Source organism: Streptomyces sp. NPDC088766, assembly GCF_044750845.1.
Lineage (GTDB): Bacteria > Actinomycetota > Actinomycetes > Streptomycetales > Streptomycetaceae > Streptomyces.
Genome location: NZ_JBIVKQ010000002.1, coordinates 1 through 17,977, shown reverse-complemented (window position 1 = coordinate 17,977; position 17,977 = coordinate 1). Strand labels below are relative to the sequence as shown.

At 74.4% G+C, this 17,977-nt stretch carries 15 protein-coding genes and 2 pseudogenes; 7 read left to right on the top strand and 10 right to left on the bottom strand.

Annotated elements, in window-relative coordinates; genetic code table 11:
• Window positions 1-98: 98 nt before the first annotated feature.
• Together ACIP5W_RS02770 and ACIP5W_RS02765 are read left to right on the top strand one after the other, a co-directional pair.
• Window positions 99-230, top strand: coding sequence for an LPFR motif small protein (locus ACIP5W_RS02770; RefSeq protein WP_392246874.1), 132 nt, complete (start codon window positions 99-101; stop codon window positions 228-230).
• An 89-nt stretch (window positions 231-319) separates the two neighbouring features.
• Window positions 320-2,725, top strand: coding sequence for a Tex family protein (locus tag ACIP5W_RS02765; protein WP_401465729.1), 2,406 nt, complete (start codon window positions 320-322; stop codon window positions 2,723-2,725).
• A 364-nt stretch (window positions 2,726-3,089) separates the two neighbouring features.
• Here the strand turns inward: ACIP5W_RS02765 and ACIP5W_RS02760 are convergent, their stop codons facing one another.
• Window positions 3,090-4,730 carry an ABC-F family ATP-binding cassette domain-containing protein gene (locus tag ACIP5W_RS02760; protein ID WP_401465727.1) on the bottom strand — a complete coding sequence of 547 codons (1,641 nt, stop codon included), beginning with the start codon at window positions 4,728-4,730 and terminating at the stop codon, window positions 3,090-3,092.
• 84 nt (window positions 4,731-4,814) lie between these two features.
• Here ACIP5W_RS02760 and ACIP5W_RS02755 point away from each other — a divergent pair, with 84 nt between their 5' ends.
• Window positions 4,815-5,771, top strand: coding sequence for an FAD-dependent oxidoreductase (locus tag ACIP5W_RS02755; protein WP_401465724.1), 957 nt, complete (start codon window positions 4,815-4,817; stop codon window positions 5,769-5,771).
• A gap of 201 nt (window positions 5,772-5,972) precedes the next feature.
• On the opposite strand, the gene ACIP5W_RS02750 is transcribed toward ACIP5W_RS02755, so the two are convergent.
• Window positions 5,973-6,896 (bottom strand): PfkB family carbohydrate kinase, encoded by a 924-nt coding sequence (locus ACIP5W_RS02750; protein ID WP_401465721.1) that lies wholly within the window; start codon window positions 6,894-6,896, stop codon window positions 5,973-5,975.
• Window positions 6,893-7,251 (bottom strand): annotated as a pseudogene (locus ACIP5W_RS02745) (Appr-1-p processing protein). Before ACIP5W_RS02745 ends, ACIP5W_RS02750 begins: the two are co-directional and overlap by 4 nt.
• A gap of 106 nt (window positions 7,252-7,357) precedes the next feature.
• Here ACIP5W_RS02745 and ACIP5W_RS02740 point away from each other — a divergent pair.
• Window positions 7,358-8,080: a MerR family transcriptional regulator gene (locus ACIP5W_RS02740; protein ID WP_401465718.1), complete on the top strand. Its 723-nt coding sequence runs from the start codon at window positions 7,358-7,360 to the stop codon at window positions 8,078-8,080.
• A gap of 30 nt (window positions 8,081-8,110) precedes the next feature.
• Here the strand turns inward: ACIP5W_RS02740 and ACIP5W_RS02735 are convergent, their stop codons facing one another.
• The 3 genes from ACIP5W_RS02735 to ACIP5W_RS02725 are packed head-to-tail and all read right to left on the bottom strand — an operon-like array spanning window position 8,111 to window position 12,731.
• Entirely contained in the window at window positions 8,111-10,303 is a 2,193-nt protein-coding gene (locus ACIP5W_RS02735) for a 3-hydroxyacyl-CoA dehydrogenase NAD-binding domain-containing protein (protein WP_401465715.1), read from the bottom strand.
• A 41-nt stretch (window positions 10,304-10,344) separates the two neighbouring features.
• Complete coding sequence (locus ACIP5W_RS02730; protein ID WP_401465712.1) at window positions 10,345-11,559, bottom strand: acetyl-CoA C-acetyltransferase; 1,215 nt, start codon at window positions 11,557-11,559, stop codon at window positions 10,345-10,347.
• A complete protein-coding gene (locus tag ACIP5W_RS02725; protein ID WP_401465709.1) occupies window positions 11,556-12,731 on the bottom strand; it encodes a CaiB/BaiF CoA transferase family protein in 1,176 nt (391 codons plus the stop codon). The genes ACIP5W_RS02730 and ACIP5W_RS02725 overlap by 4 nt, the downstream gene beginning before the upstream one ends.
• A 203-nt stretch (window positions 12,732-12,934) precedes the next feature.
• Between ACIP5W_RS02725 and ACIP5W_RS02720 the strand changes: the two genes are divergently transcribed.
• Window positions 12,935-14,113 (top strand): saccharopine dehydrogenase family protein, encoded by a 1,179-nt coding sequence (locus ACIP5W_RS02720; protein WP_401465706.1) that lies wholly within the window; start codon window positions 12,935-12,937, stop codon window positions 14,111-14,113.
• A 193-nt stretch (window positions 14,114-14,306) separates the two neighbouring features.
• On the opposite strand, the gene mmpA is transcribed toward ACIP5W_RS02720, so the two are convergent.
• Together mmpA and ACIP5W_RS02710 are read right to left on the bottom strand one after the other, a co-directional pair.
• Window positions 14,307-14,453 carry a morphogenic membrane protein MmpA gene (mmpA, locus tag ACIP5W_RS02715; protein WP_094102551.1) on the bottom strand — a complete coding sequence of 49 codons (147 nt, stop codon included), beginning with the start codon at window positions 14,451-14,453 and terminating at the stop codon, window positions 14,307-14,309.
• A gap of 160 nt (window positions 14,454-14,613) precedes the next feature.
• Entirely contained in the window at window positions 14,614-15,309 is a 696-nt protein-coding gene (locus ACIP5W_RS02710; RefSeq protein ID WP_401465703.1) for an endonuclease V, read from the bottom strand.
• A gap of 99 nt (window positions 15,310-15,408) precedes the next feature.
• Here ACIP5W_RS02710 and ACIP5W_RS02705 point away from each other — a divergent pair.
• A pseudogene (locus tag ACIP5W_RS02705) lies at window positions 15,409-15,673 on the top strand (YciI family protein).
• Window positions 15,674-15,686: 13 nt separating this feature from the next.
• Here the strand turns inward: ACIP5W_RS02705 and ACIP5W_RS02700 are convergent.
• Both ACIP5W_RS02700 and ACIP5W_RS02695 read right to left on the bottom strand, forming a co-directional pair.
• Window positions 15,687-16,013: a plasmid stabilization protein gene (locus tag ACIP5W_RS02700; RefSeq protein ID WP_401465700.1), complete on the bottom strand. Its 327-nt coding sequence runs from the start codon at window positions 16,011-16,013 to the stop codon at window positions 15,687-15,689.
• Window positions 16,014-16,063: 50 nt separating this feature from the next.
• Window positions 16,064-17,188: a WD40/YVTN/BNR-like repeat-containing protein gene (locus ACIP5W_RS02695; RefSeq protein WP_401465697.1), complete on the bottom strand. Its 1,125-nt coding sequence runs from the start codon at window positions 17,186-17,188 to the stop codon at window positions 16,064-16,066.
• Between the two features lie 278 nt (window positions 17,189-17,466).
• Here ACIP5W_RS02695 and ACIP5W_RS02690 point away from each other — a divergent pair, with 278 nt between their 5' ends.
• Window positions 17,467-17,886: an SsgA family sporulation/cell division regulator gene (locus ACIP5W_RS02690; RefSeq protein WP_401465694.1), complete on the top strand. Its 420-nt coding sequence runs from the start codon at window positions 17,467-17,469 to the stop codon at window positions 17,884-17,886.
• The last annotated feature ends 91 nt before the right edge of the window (window positions 17,887-17,977 follow it).

The following is a 17,977-nucleotide window of genomic DNA, read 5'->3' as shown; positions in this document are numbered from 1 at the left end:
CATGATCGGCCGCGGTCGAGGTAGACGGAGGGTCCGGCCGCGACGGCCGGGAGACGACAGGGTCCGGCCATGGCGGCCGGAGACGAGAGGAGACTTCCGTGTTCCGTGCGATCGCAGATGTACTGCGGCAGATCGGTGGAGCAGTCGCCACGGTGGTGACGCTGCCCTTCCGGGCCGTGGCCCGGCTGTTCGGCGGGGCCTCCTCGAGCACGCGGCACGGCCGGGCCTGAGACCCGCCCGGACACGCCCCGGTCCCCGGGTGTCGGCGCCGCCTGCCACAATTGCCGCGCAACCCCAGTGGAGAAGGCGGTACGGGATCGTGACGACACCCGGGTCCATCGAAGTAGGGTCCATCGAAGGCAGGATCGCCGAGGAACTCGGCGTGCGGGAGCGGCAGGTGAAGTCCGCCGTGGAGCTGCTCGACGGCGGCTCCACGGTGCCTTTCATCGCCCGCTACCGCAAGGAAGCGACCGAGATGCTCGACGACGCGCAGCTGCGCACGATCGAGGAGCGGCTGCGCTATCTGCGGGAGCTGGAGGAACGCCGGACGGCGATCCTGGAGTCCGTACGCGAGCAGGGCAGGCTCAGCGAGGAGCTGGAGGCGCGGATCCGGGGCGCCGAGACCAAGGCGCGGCTCGAGGACATCTACCTGCCGTTCAAGCCGAAGCGTCGGACGAAGGCGCAGATCGCACGGGAGGCGGGCCTGGTGCCGCTCGCCGACGGGCTGCTCGGCGACCCGTCGGTGGAGCCGCTCGCCGCGGCGGCCGCCTTCGTCGACGCCGACAAGGGCGTCGCCGATCCGCAGGCCGCCCTGGACGGCGCCCGGGCGATCCTCACCGAGCGGTTCTCGGAGGACGCCGACCTGATCGGTGAGCTGCGCGAGCGCATGTGGGTGCGGGGCCGGCTCGCCGCGCGGGTGCGGGAGGGCAAGGAGGAGTCGGGCGCCAAGTTCGCCGACTACTTCGACTTCGCCGAGCCGTTCACCGCGCTGCCCTCGCACCGCGTCCTGGCGATGCTGCGCGGGGAGAAGGAGGAGGTCCTCGACCTCGTCCTGGAGCCCGAGGAGCCGACGGACGGGCCGTCGTCGTACGAGGGGATCGTGGCGCACCGGTTCGGCATCGCCGACCGGGGGCGGCCGGGCGACAAGTGGCTGAAGGACACGGTCCGCTGGGCCTGGCGCACCCGCCTCCTGGTGCACCTCGGCATCGATCTGCGGCTCAGGCTGCGCACGGCCGCCGAGGACGAGGCGGTGAACGTCTTCGCGGCGAACCTGCGCGACCTGCTGCTCGCCGCCCCGGCGGGCACGCGCGCCACGCTCGGCCTGGACCCCGGCTTCCGTACGGGCGTGAAGGTGGCCGTCGTCGACGCGACCGGCAAGGTGGTGGCCACCGACGTCGTCCACCCGCACGTCCCGGCCAACAGGTGGGACGAGGCGATCGCCAAGCTCGCACGGCTGGCGAAGGAGCACGCGGTCGAGCTGATCGCGATCGGCAACGGCACCGCGTCCCGCGAGACCGACAAGCTCGCCGGGGAACTCATCGCCAAGCACCCGGAGTTGAAGCTCACCAAGGTGATGGTGTCCGAGGCCGGGGCCTCCGTCTACTCGGCGTCCGCGTTCGCCTCGCAGGAGCTGCCCGACATGGACGTCTCGCTGCGCGGGGCGGTATCGATCGCGCGTCGGCTCCAGGACCCGCTCGCCGAGCTGGTGAAGATCGACCCCAAGTCGATCGGCGTCGGGCAGTACCAGCACGACCTGTCCGAGGTGAAGCTGTCGCGTTCGCTGGACGCGGTGGTGGAGGACTGTGTGAACGGCGTCGGCGTCGACGTCAACACCGCCTCGGCCCCGCTGCTCGCCCGCGTCTCGGGCATCACCTCCGGCCTCGCCGAGAACATCGTGGCGCACCGGGACTCCAACGGGCCGTTCACGTCCCGGCAGGCTCTGAAGAAGGTGCCCCGGCTCGGCCCGAAGGCGTACGAGCAGTGCGCGGGCTTCCTGCGGATCCGCGGCGGCGACGATCCGCTGGACGCCTCCAGCGTGCACCCCGAGGCCTATCCGGTGGTGCGGCGGATGGTGAAGACGTCCGGTCAGGAGGTGGCCTCGCTGGTGGGCAACACGGCGGTGCTGCGTTCGCTGCGGCCGGCCGACTTCGTGGACGAGACGTTCGGTCTGCCGACCGTGACCGACATCCTCAAGGAGCTGGAGAAGCCGGGGCGCGACCCGCGGCCGGCTTTCAAGACGGCCTCGTTCAAGGAGGGCGTGGAGAAGATCTCCGACCTGGAGTCCGGGATGGTCCTGGAGGGCGTGGTCACGAACGTGGCGGCCTTCGGGGCGTTCATCGACATCGGCGTCCATCAGGACGGGCTGGCGCACGTCTCCGCGTTGTCCAGGACGTTCGTCAAGGACCCGCGGGACGTGGTCAAGCCCGGTGACATCGTCAGGGTGAAGGTCCTGGACGTCGACATCCCGCGCAAGCGGATCTCGCTGACGCTCCGGCTGGACGACGAGGCGGCCCCGAAGGGCGATCCGTCGGGCGAGGGCCGGCCGCAGCGCGGCGGTCGTCCGCCGCAGCAGCGCCGGCAGGGCGGGCAGCGGCAGCAGGGCGGCCAGCGCGGCGGGGGCGGGCGGGCCGACGGCTCGCGTCAGGCGCCGCCGCCGGCCAACAGCGCGATGGCGGACGCCCTGCGCCGGGCCGGCCTGACCGACGGCCCGAAGGGCAGGCGGTAGGACGCGTGTGCCGGGCCCGGCTCTCCGCGCTGCGCGGGGGCCGGGCCCGGCACCGTATGAGCACCTCGCGTGGACGCACCCCGGCGTACCGGCAGCAGGGCCCCGAGACCGTCCGGGCCGAACCGGATCGCCGGGTGAGCTGCCCTGGGGTATGTCCGGCGATTCCCGCCGGCCGGGCGACGCCCGGCACTCCCCCGGCCTTCGGCCGGGGGGACCCCCACGCCGCGTCGTCGGATCACCCGAGTGCATCCGGTGCGCGGGCGATCCTGCGCCCCGCGATGTTCCCCCACCGCCCGAACGGCGTGGGAGGTGCCCCCGGCACCGGACGCCGCGCGCTGATCCGACGCGGATCGTCACAAACGCCCTAGCGTTCCGTCACCTTGCCGTCGGCGACCTCCAGGCGCCGGGTGACGTGGACCGCGTCCAGCATGCGGCGGTCGTGGGTGACCAGCAGGAGGGTGCCCCGGTAGGCGTCGAGGGCCGACTCCAGCTGCTCGATGGCCGGGAGGTCGAGGTGGTTGGTGGGCTCGTCGAGGACGAGGAGGTTCACCCCTCGGCCCTGGAGGAGTGCGAGAGCCGCGCGGGTGCGTTCCCCCGGTGACAGGGTGGCCGCCGGACGCAGCACGTGCTCCGCCTTCAGGCCGAACTTGGCCAGCAGTGTGCGCACTTCCGCCGGTTCGGTGTCGGGGACGGCCGCGCCGAACGCGTCCAGCAGCGCCTCGGGCCCGTGGAACAGCTTGCGGGCCTGGTCGACCTCGCCGACCAGGACGCCCGAGCCGAGGGCGGCGTGCCCGGCGTCCAGCGGGACCCGGCCGAGGAGCGCGCCCAGCAGGGTCGACTTGCCCGCGCCGTTGGCGCCGGTCACCGCGACCCGGTCGGCCCAGTCGATCTGGAGGGTCACCGGGCCGAGGGCGAAGTCGCCGCGCCGCACCTCGGCGTCGCGCAGGGTCGCCACGACGGCGCCGGAGCGCGGGGCGGACGCGATCTCCATGCGCAGCTCCCACTCCTTGCGCGGCTCGTCGACCACCTCCAGGCGTTCGATCATGCGCTGGGTCTGGCGGGCCTTCGCGGCCTGCTTCTCGCTGGCCTCGCTGCGGAACTTGCGGCCGATCTTGTCGTTGTCGTTGGCCGCCTTGCGGCGGGCGTTCTTGACGCCCTTGTCCATCCAGGAGCGCTGGGTCTGCGCGCGGTCCTGGAGGGCAGCCTTCTTGTCGGCGAACTCCTCGTAGTCCTCGCGGGCGTGCCGGCGGGCCACCTCCCGCTCCTCCAGGTAGGCGTCGTAGCCGCCGCCGTAGAGCCTGATCTGCTGCTGGGCGAGGTCGAGTTCGAGGACCTTGGTGACGGTCCGGGTGAGGAACTCGCGGTCGTGGCTGACGACGACGGTGCCGGCGCGCAGGCCGGTCACGAAGCGTTCGAGGCGCTCCAGGCCGTCCAGGTCGAGGTCGTTGGTGGGCTCGTCGAGGAGGAAGACGTCGTAGCGGGACAGGAGCAGGGAGGCCAGGCCCGCGCGGGCCGCCTGGCCGCCGGACAGGGAGGTCATCGGCTGGTCCAGGTCGACGCCGAGGCCGAGGGAGTCGGCGATCTCCGCGGCGCGCTCGTCGAGGTCGGCGCCGCCGAGGTCGAGCCAGCGCTCCAGGCTGGTGGCGTACGCGTCGTCGGAGCCCGGCGCCCCCTCGACGAGGGCCTGGGTGGCCTCGTCCATGGTCCGCTGGGCCTCGGCGACGCCGGTGCGGCGGGCCAGGAACTCCCGCACGCTCTCACCGGGGCGGCGCTCGGGCTCCTGGGGCAGGTGGCCGACGGTCGCGGTCGGCGGGGACAGGCGCAGCTCGCCCTGCTCGGGTGCGGTGAGCCCGGCGAGGAGCGTCAGCAGGGTGGACTTGCCCGCGCCGTTGGCTCCGACCAGCCCGATCACGTCACCGGGGGCGACGACGAGGTCGAGCCCGGAGAAGAGGGAGCGGTCGCCGTGGCCGGCGGCGAGGTTCTTGGCGACGAGGGTGGCAGTCATCAGACGGTAGATCCTAGTCGGCGGCCGGTGCCGGGATCGCACCGCACCGTCGCCGGCGGGCCGGTCGTCGGCTACCGTCCGGGCGTGGAGACTCGGCGCAGCGGTGAGGTGGTCGTGGTCGGGGGCGGGGTCGTCGGGCTGGCGACGGCGGTCGTCCTCGCCGAGCGGGGCCGGCGGGTCCGGGTGTGGACGCGGGACCCGGTGGAGCGGACCACCTCGGCGGTCGCGGGCGCACTGTGGTGGCCGTACCGCATCGAGCCGGTGGCGTCGGCGCGGACGTGGGCGCTGCGCTCGCTCCAGGTGTACGAGGAGCTGGCGCAGCGGCCGGAGCCGACCGGGGTACGCCTGGTCGACGGGGTGATGGGCGAGACCGACCTGGCCGACGTCGAGGGCTGGGCCGTCGGCCGGCTGGCCGGGCTGCGCCGGGCGACGGCCGCGGAGTACCCCGGCGGCACCGCCGTCCGGGCCCGGCTGCCGCTGATCGACATGGCGGCGCACCTGCCCTGGCTGCGGGAGCGGCTGCGGCAGGCGGGCGGCACGGTCGAGGAGCGCACGGTGCGGGATCTGGCGGAGGCCGACGCTCCGGTGGTGGTGAACTGTACCGGCCTGGGCGCCCGCGACCTGGTCCCGGACCCTTCGGTACGGCCCGTGCGCGGGCAGCTGGTCGTCGTGGCGAACCCGGGGGTGCGCACCTGGCTCGTCTCCACCGCGCCGGACGGCGAGATGGCCTACCTCTTCCCGCAGCCGGGGCGGCTGCTGCTGGGCGGCACGGCCGAGGAGGGCGTGTGGTCCCTGGAGCCGGACCCGGCGGTGGCGGCGGCGATCGTCCGGCGGTGTGCGGCGCTGCGGCCGGAGGTGGCCGGGGCGCGGGTCCTGGAGCACCGGGTGGGACTGCGGCCGGTCCGTCCGGCGGTGCGGCTGGAGCGGGAGGTGCTGCCGGACGGCCGGGTGGTGGTGCACCACTACGGGCACGGCGGCGCCGGGGTGACCGTGGCGTGGGGCTGCGCGGAGGAGGCGGCCGGGCTGGCCGCCCCCTCCTGAACCGGCGCCCCCACGGGACGCGGTGCGCGGGGGTGTCGACGCCGTCCGGCGACCCGGGGTACGGAGGCGGCAGTCAGGGTGGCTGCGGCGGTCGCGAACGGTCTTTGGATCGTGAAGCGCGTGCGGGACGGTACAGCGGTCGGCTCCCGCGCGAAGGAGGGCGGCCGAGTGCCGGCCGCGGCCGTGACGCGTGCGGGCGGCTCAGACGGCGGGACTCCCCTGGGCCGCCCCGGCGAGGAGTTCGTCCCGGCCGATGGCGGCCGCCTCCGTGGAGGGGACGGTGCAGGCGTACGCCCCCGCGACCGCGCCGTACCGGGCGCATCTGTGCGGGGGCTCGCCGGTGAGGCGGCCGTAGAGGAAGGCGGCGGCGAAGGCGTCACCGGCGCCGTTGCTGTCCACCACCGGGGCCGGGGGCGTCACCGGCGGGACGTGGCTCAGCTCGCCGTCGGCCAGCAGGTACGCGCCCTCGGCGCCGGCCGTGGCGACGACCACCTCGGCGCGGCCCCGTTCGGCGATGCGGCGCATGGTGCGCTCGGGGTCGGCCAGGGCGGTCGTGGAGAGGAAGACGACGTCGGCGGCGTGCGCGAACGACTCGTGGTAGGGGTTCTCGCCGTCCCAGTTGTGCAGGTCGGTGGAGAGGGTCACGCCGCTCTCGCGCAGGACGGGCAGGGCGTGGGCGCAGGGCTGGGTGATGGACACGTGCGCGTGCCGGCTGGCGCCGGCGAGGGTCCGCAGGGTGTCGTTCGGGAACCGGTCGTCGGGGTGGGCGCGGCTCGTGTCGTACAGGGAGAGGCGCCTGCCGTCCGGGCCGACGAGGTTGACCGCGCGCTTGGTGCCGGCGGGCTGCGGGACCGCGGTGAGGTCGATGCCCCGGTCCTCGTGCAGGGCGCGCACCAGGTCGCCCTCGGGATCGTCGCCGAGGAAGTCGAGGTGGTGGGTGCGCAGGCCGAGGGTGCTCAGCCCCAGCGCGACGAAGTCGCCCGTCTGTCCCGCGCGGGTGCGGACCCCGCTGTCGATCATGTAGCTGTCGGCGTACGGGAGCGGCAGCTCCGGCACGTACACGATGGTGTCCACCCCCGCGCCGCCCAGTACGAGCACGTCGATGTCCCGGCTGTCCCTGCTCACTTCTGCCCCTCCCCGTGGCCGTGGACCGTGACGGCGGTCCCCCGCGCCACGAGCCGCCCGCGGACGAGCGGCTCGACGCGGGACCACTTGCCGCCGGCCAGACCACACCCTATGCGGGGCATGCGGACGGAGGCACCGAGTTCGGCGGCCCTGTCCGCCAGGAGCGCCGGCGCCCGCGTCGACGGCCTCGTAGCGCACGGGCACGCCCTTGCTGCCGGTCCGGGCCGGCGGCGCGACAGCGCCGGGACGAAGGCCTTCCTCCGTCCTCCGATGTCGTTGCAGACACGGGCGGTCACCTTGACGCCCTTCACCGACGGCGCGGTGGCGTCCCCCGGACATGAGTGATCTCCGACATGGGGCCACCGTGGGGGAGGCCACTGGCACCGGCTCGGGTCCGCACGGGTCGGCCGTCACGGCGCCTCGGGTTTCACAGCACTGGTGTGACAGCGATACTGCTGGACATGACGATCGAGACCGAGGAGCCGGCCCTCACGGTCGACGAGCTGGCCGCTCGTGCGGGGGTCACCGTGCGGACGGTGCGGTTCTACAGCACCAAGGGGCTGCTGCCGCCGCCGGTGATCGGTCCGCGCCGGGTGGGGCGCTACGGGCAGGAGCACCTGGCGCGCCTCGCGCTGATCGAGGAGCTGCAGCGGCAGGGCCTGACGCTGGCGGCGATCGAGCGCTACCTGGACCGGCTGCCGCCCGGCCTCGACGCCCGCGACCTGGCCGTGCACCGGGCGGTGGTGGCGTCCTGGGCGCCGGACACCGTGGAGACGGTGTCGCGGGAGGAGCTCGGACGGCGGGCGGGGCGGGCGCTGGACGACGAGGACGTGGCGCGGCTGACCGCCATGGGCGTGCTGGGCGAGCGGGCCGGCGACGGCGCGTACCGCGTCGACGCCGGGCTGCTCAGGCTGGGCGTCCGTCTCCTCGACGTACCGCTGTCGCAGGAGGCGATCCTCGCGGCCCGCAACGTCCTGGTGGACCACGCGCGGGCGGCGGCCCACGAGCTGTCGCGGCTGCTCCGCGAGGACGTGGCGGAGCGGGACGCGCGGGCGGTGCGGTCGCTGTCGGCGCACATGCAGCCGCTGGTCGTGCAGGCGCTGCTGACGGCCTTCCAGCGGTCGCTGACCGAGGAGGTGCGGGAGTGGCTCGGGGAGCCGCCGGAGACCGACGGCTCCCCGTGACGGACGGCTCGCCGTGACGGGCGGGACCGCTCAGCGGGCGTCCGTGAAGGTCTCGCCCTTCTCCGCCTTGGCCACCAGCAGCGCGGGCGGGGTGAAGCGGTCGCCGTAGCGCTCGGCGAGTTCACGCGCGCGTGCCACGAATCCGGGCAGGCCGCCGTCGTAGCCGTTGATGTACTGCAGGACGCCGCCGGTCCAGCCGGGGAAGCCGATGCCGAACAGGGAGCCGATGTTGGCGTCGGCGACGGACGTCAGGACGCCCTCCTCCAGGAGGCGGACGGTGTCGAGGGCCTCGGAGAACAGCATGCGTTCCTGCATGTCCTCGAACGGCACGGTCTCGGAGGGGCTCCGCGCGTCGTCGCGGGTGAAGTGCTCGCGCAGGCCCGGCCACAGTCCGGCCCGCCTGCCGTCCTCGTCGTAGTCGTAGAAGCCGGCGCCGCCGCTGCGGCCGGTGCGGCCGAACTCGTCGACCATGCGGTCGATGACGGCCTCGGCGGGGTGGCCGGGCCAGGTGCCGCCGGCCTCCTCGACGGCCCGCTTCGACTCGTTCCGGATCTTTCGCGGCAGGGTCAGGGTCAGCTCGTCCATGAGGGACAGGACCTTGGCCGGGTAGCCGGCCTGGGCGGCCGCCTGCTCCACGGACGCGGGCTCGATGCCCTCGCCGACCATGGCGACGCCCTCGTTGATGAAGTGGCCGATCACCCGTGAGGTGAAGAAGCCGCGCGAGTCGTTGACGACGATCGGCGTCTTGTTGATCTGCCGGACCAGGTCGAAGGCGCGGGCGAGGGCCTCGTCGCCGGTGCGCTCGCCCTTGATGATCTCGACGAGCGGCATCTTGTCGACGGGCGAGAAGAAGTGCAGTCCCACGAAGTCGCTCTGCCGCTCGACGCCCTCGGCGAGGACGGTGATGGGCAGGGTGGAGGTGTTGGAGCAGAGCAGGGCGTCGGGTTCGACGATGTGCTGGATCTCCTGGAAGACCTTGTGCTTGAGGGAGGTGTCCTCGAAGACGGCCTCGATGACGGCGTCGCAGCCGGCCAGGTCCTGCGGGTCCGCGGTGGGCGTGATGCGGGCGAGCAGGGCGTCCGCCTTCTCCTGGCTGGTGCGGCCGCGGGAGACGGCCTTGGCGCAGAGCTTCTCTGAGTACGCCTTGCCCTTGAGGGCCGCTTCGAGGGAGACGTCCTTGAGGACGACGTCGATGCCCGCGCGGGCGGCCGCGTAGGCGATGCCGGCGCCCATCATGCCGGCGCCGAGGACGGCCGCCCTGCGGACCTGGCGGGGCTCGACGCCCTGGGGCCGGCTGACCCCGGAGTTGACGGCCTGGAGGTCGAAGAAGAAGGCCTGGATCATGTTCTTCGACGTCTGTCCGGCGGCCAGTTCCACGAAGTAGCGGGCCTCGACGACCTGCGCGGTCTCGAAGTCGACCTGGGCGCCCTCGACGGCGGCGGCCAGGATGCTCCGCGGCGCCGGGTAGGGGGCGCCGCCGGTCTGCTTGCGCAGGGTGGCGGGGAAGGCGGGCAGGTTCGCCGCGAACTTGGGATGGGCGGGGGTGCCGCCGGGGATGCGGTAGCCGGGCCGGTCCCAGGGCTGCTGCGACTCGGGGTGGGCGTCGATGAAGGCGCGGGCCTTGTCGAGCATCTCGTCGTGGGTGTCGGCGACCTCGTCGACCAGGCCGTTCTCCAGAGCGCGCCGCGGGCTGTACTGGGTGCCCTGGAGGAGGACCTTGAGGAGGGCGTCGGCGATGCCGAGCAGGCGGACCGTGCGCACGACGCCGCCGCCGCCGGGGAGCAGTCCGAGGGTGACCTCGGGGCAGCCGATCTTCGAGCCGGGCGCGTCGAGGGCGACGCGGTGGTGGCAGGCGAGGGCGAGTTCGTAACCGCCGCCCAGGGCCGCGCCGTTGAGGGCGGCGACGACGGGCTTGCCGAGGGTCTCGATGCGGCGCAGGTTGCGCTTGATCTCCAGGCCGCCGTCGAGGAGTTCCCGGGCGGTGTCGGGGGTGACGCGGATCAGGTCGCGCAGGTCGCCGCCCGCGAAGAAGGTCTTCTTCGCGGAGGTGATGATGACGCCCCGGACGGTGTCCTTCTCGGCCTCCAGGCGGTCGGCGACCTGCGCGAGCGAGGCGCGGAACGCCTGGTTCATGGTGTTGGCGGACTGGCCGGGGTCGTCGAGGACGAGGGTGACGAGGCCGGTGCGGTCCTGTTCCCAGCGGATGGTGGTGCTCTGTGTCATGACAGGGTCTCCGTAGCAGTCTCTTGGTTCCGCCGGGGTGGTCAGACGCGTTCGACGATCGTGGCGATGCCCATGCCGCCGCCCACGCAGAGGGTGGCGAGGCCGTAGCGCTTGTCCTGGCGTTCCAGTTCGTCGACGAGCGTGCCGAGGATCATGGCGCCGGTGGCGCCGAGGGGGTGGCCGAGGGCGATCGCGCCGCCGTTGACGTTGACCTTGTCCAGGGACAGGCCCATGTCCCGCGCGAAGCGCAGGACGACCGCGGCGAAGGCCTCGTTGATCTCGACGAGGTCGATGTCGTCGATGGTCAGGCCGGCCTTGGCGAGGGCCTTGCGGGTGGCGGGCGCGGGGCCGGTGAGCATGATCGTGGGCTCGGAGCCGGAGACGGCCGCGGAGACGATCCGCGCGCGCGGGGTGAGGCCGTACCGCTCGCCGGCCTCCTTGGAGCCGACCGCGACGAGCGAGGCGCCGTCGACGATGCCGGAGGAGTTGCCCGCGTGGTGGACGTGGTCGATCCTCTCCACCCAGTGGTACTTCTGGAGCGCCACGGCGTCGAAGCCGCCCAGTTCGCCGATGTCGGCGAAGGAGGGCTTCAGCCTGGCGAGGGAGTCGGCGGTGGTGCCGGGGCGCGGGTGCTCGTCGTGGTCGAGGACGACGAGGCCGCTGCGGTCCCTCACCGGCACGAGCGAGCGGTCGAAGCGGCCCTCCTTGACGGCGGTGGCCGCCCGCTCCTGGGAGAGGGCGGCGTACTCGTCGACGTCCCGGCGGGAGAAGCCCTCGATGGTGGCGATGAGGTCGGCGCCGATGCCCTGCGGCACGAAGTTCACGGCGAGGTTGGTCATCGGGTCGTTGAACCAGGCGCCGCCGTCGGAGGCCATCGGCACCCGGGACATCGACTCCACGCCGCCCGCGAGGACGAGGTCCTCCCAGCCGGAACGGACCTTCATGGCGGCCAGGTTGACGGCCTCGAGACCGGAGGCGCAGAAGCGGTTCTCCTGCACGCCCGCCACGGTGTCGGGCAGTCCGGCGGCGATGGCGGCGATCCGCGCGATGTCGGAGCCCTGGTCGCCGACCGGCCCGACGACGCCCAGCACGATGTCGTCGATCGCGGCCGGGTCCAGGTCGGGGAAGCGCCCGCGCAGCTCGTGGATGAGCCCGACGACGAGGTCGATGGGCTTCGTGCCGTGCAGGGCGCCGCCTGCCTTGCCGCGCCCGCGCGGGGTGCGGATCGCGTCGTACACGTACGCTTCGGTGCTCACGGGGAGGCCTTTCGGTGAGGGTCGGGGTGCTGGGTGTCCCGGGGTCCGGCGAGCCGGGGCACGTCCCAGTCGCGGGCCACGGCGGCGGTGTCGGCCCCGGGCCGCGCGGGCCCGCCGCGCACGGCCGTCGGGGTGACGGAGAAGCGCGGGGCGGGGGCGGGCTGGGTGAGGCCGTCGTGGTCGGTGAAGGTGCCGCGGGCGGCGAGGTGCGGGTGGTGCGGGGCCTCGCGCAGCGACAGCACGGGCGCCACGCACGCGTCGGTGTCCTCGAAGACGGCCGTCCACTCCGCGCGGGTGCGGGAGGCGAAGCGGGCCGTGACGGCCTCGCGCAGGTCGCCCCAGCGGGTCCAGTCCGTGCGGGCGTCGGTGAAGTCGTCGAGGCCGAGCAGCCGGACGAACTCTTCGTAGAAACGCGGTTCCAGGGCGCCGACGGCCATGTGGCCGCCGTCGGCGGTCTCGTAGGTGCCGTAGTAGGGGCAGCCGCCGTCGAGGAGGTTGGCGGCGCGGCGGTCCTGCCAGCTGCCGGCGGAGAGCATGCCGTGGATCATGGCGGAGAGGTGGGCGGTGCCGTCGACGACGGCGGCGTCGACGACCTGTCCGGTGCCGGTGGCGCGGGCGTGGTGCAGCGCGGCGAGGACGCCGACGACGAGGTAGAGGGAGCCGCCGGCGTAGTCGCCGAGGAGGTTGGCGGGGGCGGGCGGGGGCGTGCCGGGGGTGCCGATCATGCCGAGGGTGCCGGTGAGGGCGATGTAGGTGATGTCGTGGCCGGCGCGCCGGGCGAGGGGGCCGTCCTGGCCCCAGCCGGTCATCCGGCCGTAGACCAGCCGGGGGTTGCGGGCGTGGCAGGCCTCGGGGCCGACGCCGAGGCGCTCGGCGACGCCGGGGCGGTTGCCCTCGATGAGGACGTCGGCGCGGGCGGCGAGGTCGAGCACGCGCGCGGGGCCGTCCGGCGCCTTGAGGTCCACGAGCACCGAGCGCTTGTTGCGGTTGGTGACGTCGTGGTCCGGGTCGATGCCGAGGGAGGGGCCGCCGGGGCGGTCCACGCGGACGACGTCGGCGCCGAGGTCGGCCAGCAGCATGGCCGCGAAGGGACCGGGCCCGATGCCGGCCAGTTCGACCACGCGCACCCCGGCGAGCGGGCCTGGCCCCGCTGTCCCTGCCGTCGTCGTCATCCGGCTCCCTCGCTGTGACACAACCGATGTAACACCAGTGATGCTAAGAACGTGTTCCAGCGGGCACAAGACGCGGCGAGCAAGCGCTTGGCCAGTTTCCGGGAGCCGGGGCCGTTACTCGGCACCGGGGTCGGCGGGTCCCGCCGTCCTCACGCTAGCCTCAGCCGGCGACAGCGGCACGGGCTGCGGGACCAAGGAGTGTCATGAGCAGGCTGAAAACGACGGACCGTCCCTACGACATCGTGCTCTTCGGGGCCACCGGCTTCGTCGGGACGCTCACCGCGGAGTACCTGGCCGCCCACGCGCCCGAGGGCCTGCGCTGGGCGGTCGCCGGCCGCGACCAGGAGCGGCTGCGGCGGCTGCGCGACCGGCTGCCGGGCGGTGCCGAGCCCGGTGTGCTGCGCGCGGACGTGTCCGATCCGGCCTCGCTGCGCGCGCTCGCCGACCACGCGCGCGTGGTCGCCACGACCGTCGGCCCCTACGTGACGTACGGCGAGGAGCTGGTGGCCGCCTGCGCGGACGCCGGCACCGACTACCTCGACCTCACCGGCGAGCCGGAGTTCGTGGACCTGACGTACGTGCGGCACGACGCCCGCGCGCGGGAGACGGGCGCCCGGCTGGTGCACGCGTGCGGGTTCGACTCGGTCCCGCACGACCTGGGCGCGTACTTCACCGTCCGGCAGCTGCCGGAGGGCGTGCCCCTGACGGTGGACGGCTACGTCGCCGTCGACGCCGCCTTCTCGGGCGGGACGTTCGCCTCCGCGCTCGGCCAGTTCGCCCGCGGCAGGCAGCTGGCGGCCGCGGCCCGCGAACGGCACCGGCACGAGCCGCGGCTGATGGGCCGCCGGGCCACGGCACCGCTGGGGACGCCCCGGTTCGCGCCGGAGGTCGGCGCCTGGGCGCTGCCCCTGCCCACGATCGACCCGCAGATCGTGCGCCGGTCGGCGAGGGCCCTGGAGCGCTACGGCCCCGACTTCCGCTACCGCCACTACGCGGCCGTACGACGGCTGCCCGTCGCGCTGGGCGGTACCGCGGCCGTCGGCGCGCTGTTCGCCGCCGCCCAGGTGCCGCCCGCCCGGCGGTGGCTGTCGGACCGGCTGAAGCCGGGGGCGGGCCCGAGCGCCGAGAAGCGGGCACGCAGCTGGTTCTCCGTCCGGTTCGTGGGCGAGGGCGGCGGCCGGCGGGTGTGCACGGAGGTCTCCGGCGGGGATCCCGGCTACGACGAGACGGCGAAGATGTTCGCCGAGGCCGCGCTGGCCCTGGCCCTCGACGACCTGCCGGAGACGGCCGGGCAGGTCACGACGGCGGTGGCGATGGGCGACGCGCTGACCGGGCGGCTGCGCGCGGCGGGCATCCGCTTCCGGGTGGCGTCGAGCCGCTGACCGCGGGCCGGTCGCGGGCCTTCCGGTACCGCTCCCGGGCCGTCCGGTCCGGGGCCGCCCGGTCCGGGGCCGCCCGGTCCGGGGCCGCCCGGTCCGGGGCCGTCCGGTCCGGGGCCGCCCGGTCCGGGGCCGTCCGGTCCGGGGCCGTCCGGTCCGGGGCCGTCCGGTCCGGGGCCGTCCGACGGGGCGTGCCCTAGACCGGCCACTCCACCAGCGTGTAGATCATCCCGGCGATCCAGCCGAGTCCGGCCAGGACGGCGAGGACCAGCGCGGCGTTCACGGCGCGCTCGACGGGCCGGTCGGGGTCGGCGAGGGGCTTCGGGGCTCGGTGCGTCGTCATATGGTCAGACTGCCCGGCGCGCGCCGGACCTCACATCCGTACGGGTACTCAGTTCGGCGCGCTCGGGCCTCACGGGCGTGGGCAGCCTCGGCGCCCCCGGTCACCGCGCCCCGGAGCCGGGCGACGGGTGGCCGGACTGCGGGGCACGCCGCGAGGCCGGTCAGTGGCGGGTGATCGCCTCCCGGAGTGCCCTGCGGCACAGCGCGTCCGCCCGCCGGGTCGACTCCGGCAGGCGGAACCGCGGTGTCAGGGCCAGGGTGTGGGCGCAGGCGTTGTCCAGGCCCACCCGGTGGCCGACCGAGACGAAGACCGGCTTGACCCCCGCGCGCGTGCGCAGGGCCCGGCCCACCTCCTCGTCGCCGGCCAGCAGCGGCGCGGCCGAGCCGCGCGCGGCGGCCGGATCGGCGTAGGAGAAGGCGAACGGGTTCTTGGCGACGCCGATCGTGGGCAGGCCGGTGAGGACGCCGAGATGGCCGGCGAGGCCGAAGCGGCGGGGGTGGGCGAGGCCGTAGCCGTCGCAGACGACCAGGCCGGGCTCGCGGGGCAGGGCCTCCAGGGCGGCGAGCACGGTGGGGATCTCACGGAAGGCGAGCAGGCCGGGGACGTAGGGGAAGGAGATCCGCCCCACGGCGGTGGCCTCGGCGACCACGTCGAGGCTCGCCGCGTCCAGCACGACGGCCGCCGCCGCGACGACGTCCCGCTCGTCGTCGTAGGCGACGTCGACCCCGGTCACCCACCCGGTACCGGGCGGCGGCCCCGCCTCGTCGAGCACCACCCTGGCCCGCAGCTCGTCCTGGACGGCGCGGGCCTCCTCCTCGGTCGCGGGCCAGCCCGCCGGAACGTCTACGGTCGTCATGGTGAGGGCGAGCCTACGCGGGCCGCTCCGGACGGCGCAGGCTCGCGATCATGGTTCGTACGGGAACCGGCCTGCACGGCACCTCCGGACGCCGCCGCCGTGGACGCCGTGGACGCCGTCCTGCCGGACCACGTGGCCTGGCTCGACCGAGCAGTACGCGCGCGGGGTGTTCCCGGCGTCAGGGCGCAAGAGCCCCCGCGACGGCGGTGTGATCCTCGCCGTCGCGGAGGACCGCGCCACGGTCGAAGGGATCGCCGCGGGCGACCCCTTCGTCCCGGCCGGTGTGTGCGCGTACTGCGTCACGGAGTTCGAGGCCACGAAGACGGCGTCCGGGCTCGAGCGGTACCGGAGCGGACCCGGCTGACCGGGCCGCGTCCTCAGTCCTTGCCCAGGGCGCGCTGCAACTGGCTCTTGTTCATGTCCGAACGGCCGTGGACGTTGCGGCGCTCGGCCTCCTCGTACAACTGGTCGTAGGTGGGCCCTCCGGAGCCCTTGCCGGATCGCTGTCCACCCCGCTCGCCGGACGACTTGTCCTGCGTGGAGGTGCGGCTCGCGGTCTTCGACTCGCCGGACCGGGCACGCTCCTTGTTCACCGTGCGGGCGGCGATCTCCTCCGCCCGGCCGGCGCTCTCCCCCCGTTCCCGCGCGCTCTCCTTGATGTGCTCGTACTGGCGCTCCCGCTTGGGGCTGGAACCGCGTGGCATGTGCGCTCACTCCTCTCGTGTCCGCACCGGCCGGGTACCCCCCGAACGGCTCATCTCTCCAGGCGTGCCGCCCGCCCCTGTTCACCGGCGGCCCAGCAGCCGTGGTCCGGGGCGCAGTCGACGGTGTCGTACGAGCCGGTGTCGAGGGTGCGCCAGGTGCGGCCCGCGTCGGTGGTCAGGTCGGTGCCGGTGGGGCCGACCGCGAGGGCGGCGGTGCGGCTGTGCGGCAGCCAGGCGACGCCGGAGCGGTAGGCGGGCGGGGGCGTGCCGGCGGGCCGCCAGGTCCGGCCCGCGTCACCGGTCGTGGCGGCGGCCGACGGGGAGGGCTGGTCGGCGCGGTAGTCGCCGCCGACCGCGAGGCCGTGACCGCGGTCGCGGAAGGCCAGCGCGAACACCCCGCGCGCGGGGTCGCCCGCCGGGATCGGGGCGTCGGTGACCTTCCAGGTCCGCCCCCGGTCCGCGGAGTGCAGCACGCGTGCGCGTGCGGCGCCGCCGGTGGCCAGCCACACGTCCCGGGGACCGGCCGAGACCAGGCACTGGCCGCTCGCCGCGAAGCCCGCCTCGCCCGGCAGGGCGGGCGGCATGCCCGCGTCCGGCAGCACCGTCCAGGAGCGGCCGCCGTCGCTGGTCGACAGGATGCGGAACCTGCCGTCCACCGGGTCGCTCATCGCGAGGCCGTGGCGGCGGTCGAAGAAGGTCAGGCAGTCGTAGAAGGCCCGTGCGTCGGTGTTGCGGAAGGACTCCGTCCAGGTCGCCCCGCCGTCGGCGGTGCGATAGACCCGGGAGGCCTCGCCCTCGCCGATGGCCAGCACCACGGCGTGCCGCGCGTCGAAGGCCTCCACGTCCCTGAACTGCAGGTCGGCGGCTCCGGGCGGGGAGACGTTCCGCCAGCTCGCGCCGCCGTCGGTGGTGCGCAGGACGGTGCCCCGCGTACCCGCCAGCCAGGCGGTGTCCCGGTCGACCGCGGCCAGCCCGCGGAAGCGGACGGTCGGAGTCCCGGTGTCCTTGGGTGCCCACGCGGGCGCGTGGCCGGCCCGCCCGGTGGCGTGCGCCTGCGCGGGTTGCGCCTGCGCGGGTACGACCGTCAGCACGGCCAGCACCGCCGCGCAGGCCGCTCCCACCGCCGCCGTCCGCCCCGCGCGCCTCGCCGGTGCCGTGCGCCTCGCAGGTGCCATGCGTGCCGTGCGTGCCGCGTGGATCGTGTGTCGCGTCTTCCCCGAGGGCCTCATGGCGGGCGAAGCTAGTCCACCGCTCCGGTGGCGTCCAGATGCCCTCCCCCACCTCACCGGTCCGCGCAGGCACAGCAGGAGAGGTGGGTCACTCGTGCGCATGAAAGGCGGTGACCGAGGTCACTCGAACTGCGTGTGCACGAATCGGCCGGTTCCGGCGTCTCTTCCAGTGTCCGGCCTCACCCACCCGGTAGTTCGCCCCGCCGTCACAAGGGAGCAAGGCGTTGTCCATCGTCATCGAGCAGCCCGTCGAGGCGCGCCTGGTCGCCGCCGCACCGCGGATGCAGAGCATCACCGCCACGCTGCACTACGACCGTCGTGACCCCTTCGCCGTCCGCATGACCTTCCCCGCCCCGGCCACGCTGGAGGGCGTGGACGTCTGCTGGACCTTCGCCCGCGACCTGCTCACCGCGGGTCTGCACGACGCCGAGGGCGACGGGGACGTGCGCGTGCGGCCGTACGGGTACGACCGGACGGTGCTGGAGTTCCACGCACCGGAGGGCACGGCGATCGTGCACGTGCACTCGGCGGAGATCCGGCGCTTCCTCGAGGCCGCCGGCGAACTCGTGCCGGCCGGTCTGGAGCACCTGCAGCTCGATCTGGACCGCGACCTGGCGGAGCTGATGGGGGACGCCCTTTACTGATCGTTTCAGAATGAGTTGAGCTGCGGTTCTTGCGTTTGGCGATCTTGGTCGGCAGTGTGTCCGGGGTGCGTGCTGATCTTGTTCCTGACGG

Bases quoted from the DNA above. Each gene is read 5' to 3' on its own strand.
- ACIP5W_RS02760 (WP_401465727.1), bottom strand. From the start codon at position 4,730: ATGACTGCCACCCTCGTCGCCAAGAACCTCGCCGCCGGCCACGGCGAC.
- ACIP5W_RS02740 (WP_401465718.1), top strand. From the start codon at position 7,358: ATGACGATCGAGACCGAGGAGCCGGCCCTCACGGTCGACGAGCTGGCC.
- ACIP5W_RS02735 (WP_401465715.1), bottom strand. From the start codon at position 10,303: ATGACACAGAGCACCACCATCCGCTGGGAACAGGACCGCACCGGCCTC.
- ACIP5W_RS02725 (WP_401465709.1), bottom strand. From the start codon at position 12,731: ATGACGACGACGGCAGGGACAGCGGGGCCAGGCCCGCTCGCCGGGGTG.
- ACIP5W_RS02720 (WP_401465706.1), top strand. From the start codon at position 12,935: ATGAGCAGGCTGAAAACGACGGACCGTCCCTACGACATCGTGCTCTTC.
- mmpA (WP_094102551.1), bottom strand. From the start codon at position 14,453: ATGACGACGCACCGAGCCCCGAAGCCCCTCGCCGACCCCGACCGGCCC.
- ACIP5W_RS02710 (WP_401465703.1), bottom strand. From the start codon at position 15,309: ATGACGACCGTAGACGTTCCGGCGGGCTGGCCCGCGACCGAGGAGGAG.
- ACIP5W_RS02700 (WP_401465700.1), bottom strand. From the start codon at position 16,013: ATGCCACGCGGTTCCAGCCCCAAGCGGGAGCGCCAGTACGAGCACATC.
- ACIP5W_RS02695 (WP_401465697.1), bottom strand. From the start codon at position 17,188: ATGGCACCTGCGAGGCGCACGGCACCGGCGAGGCGCGCGGGGCGGACG.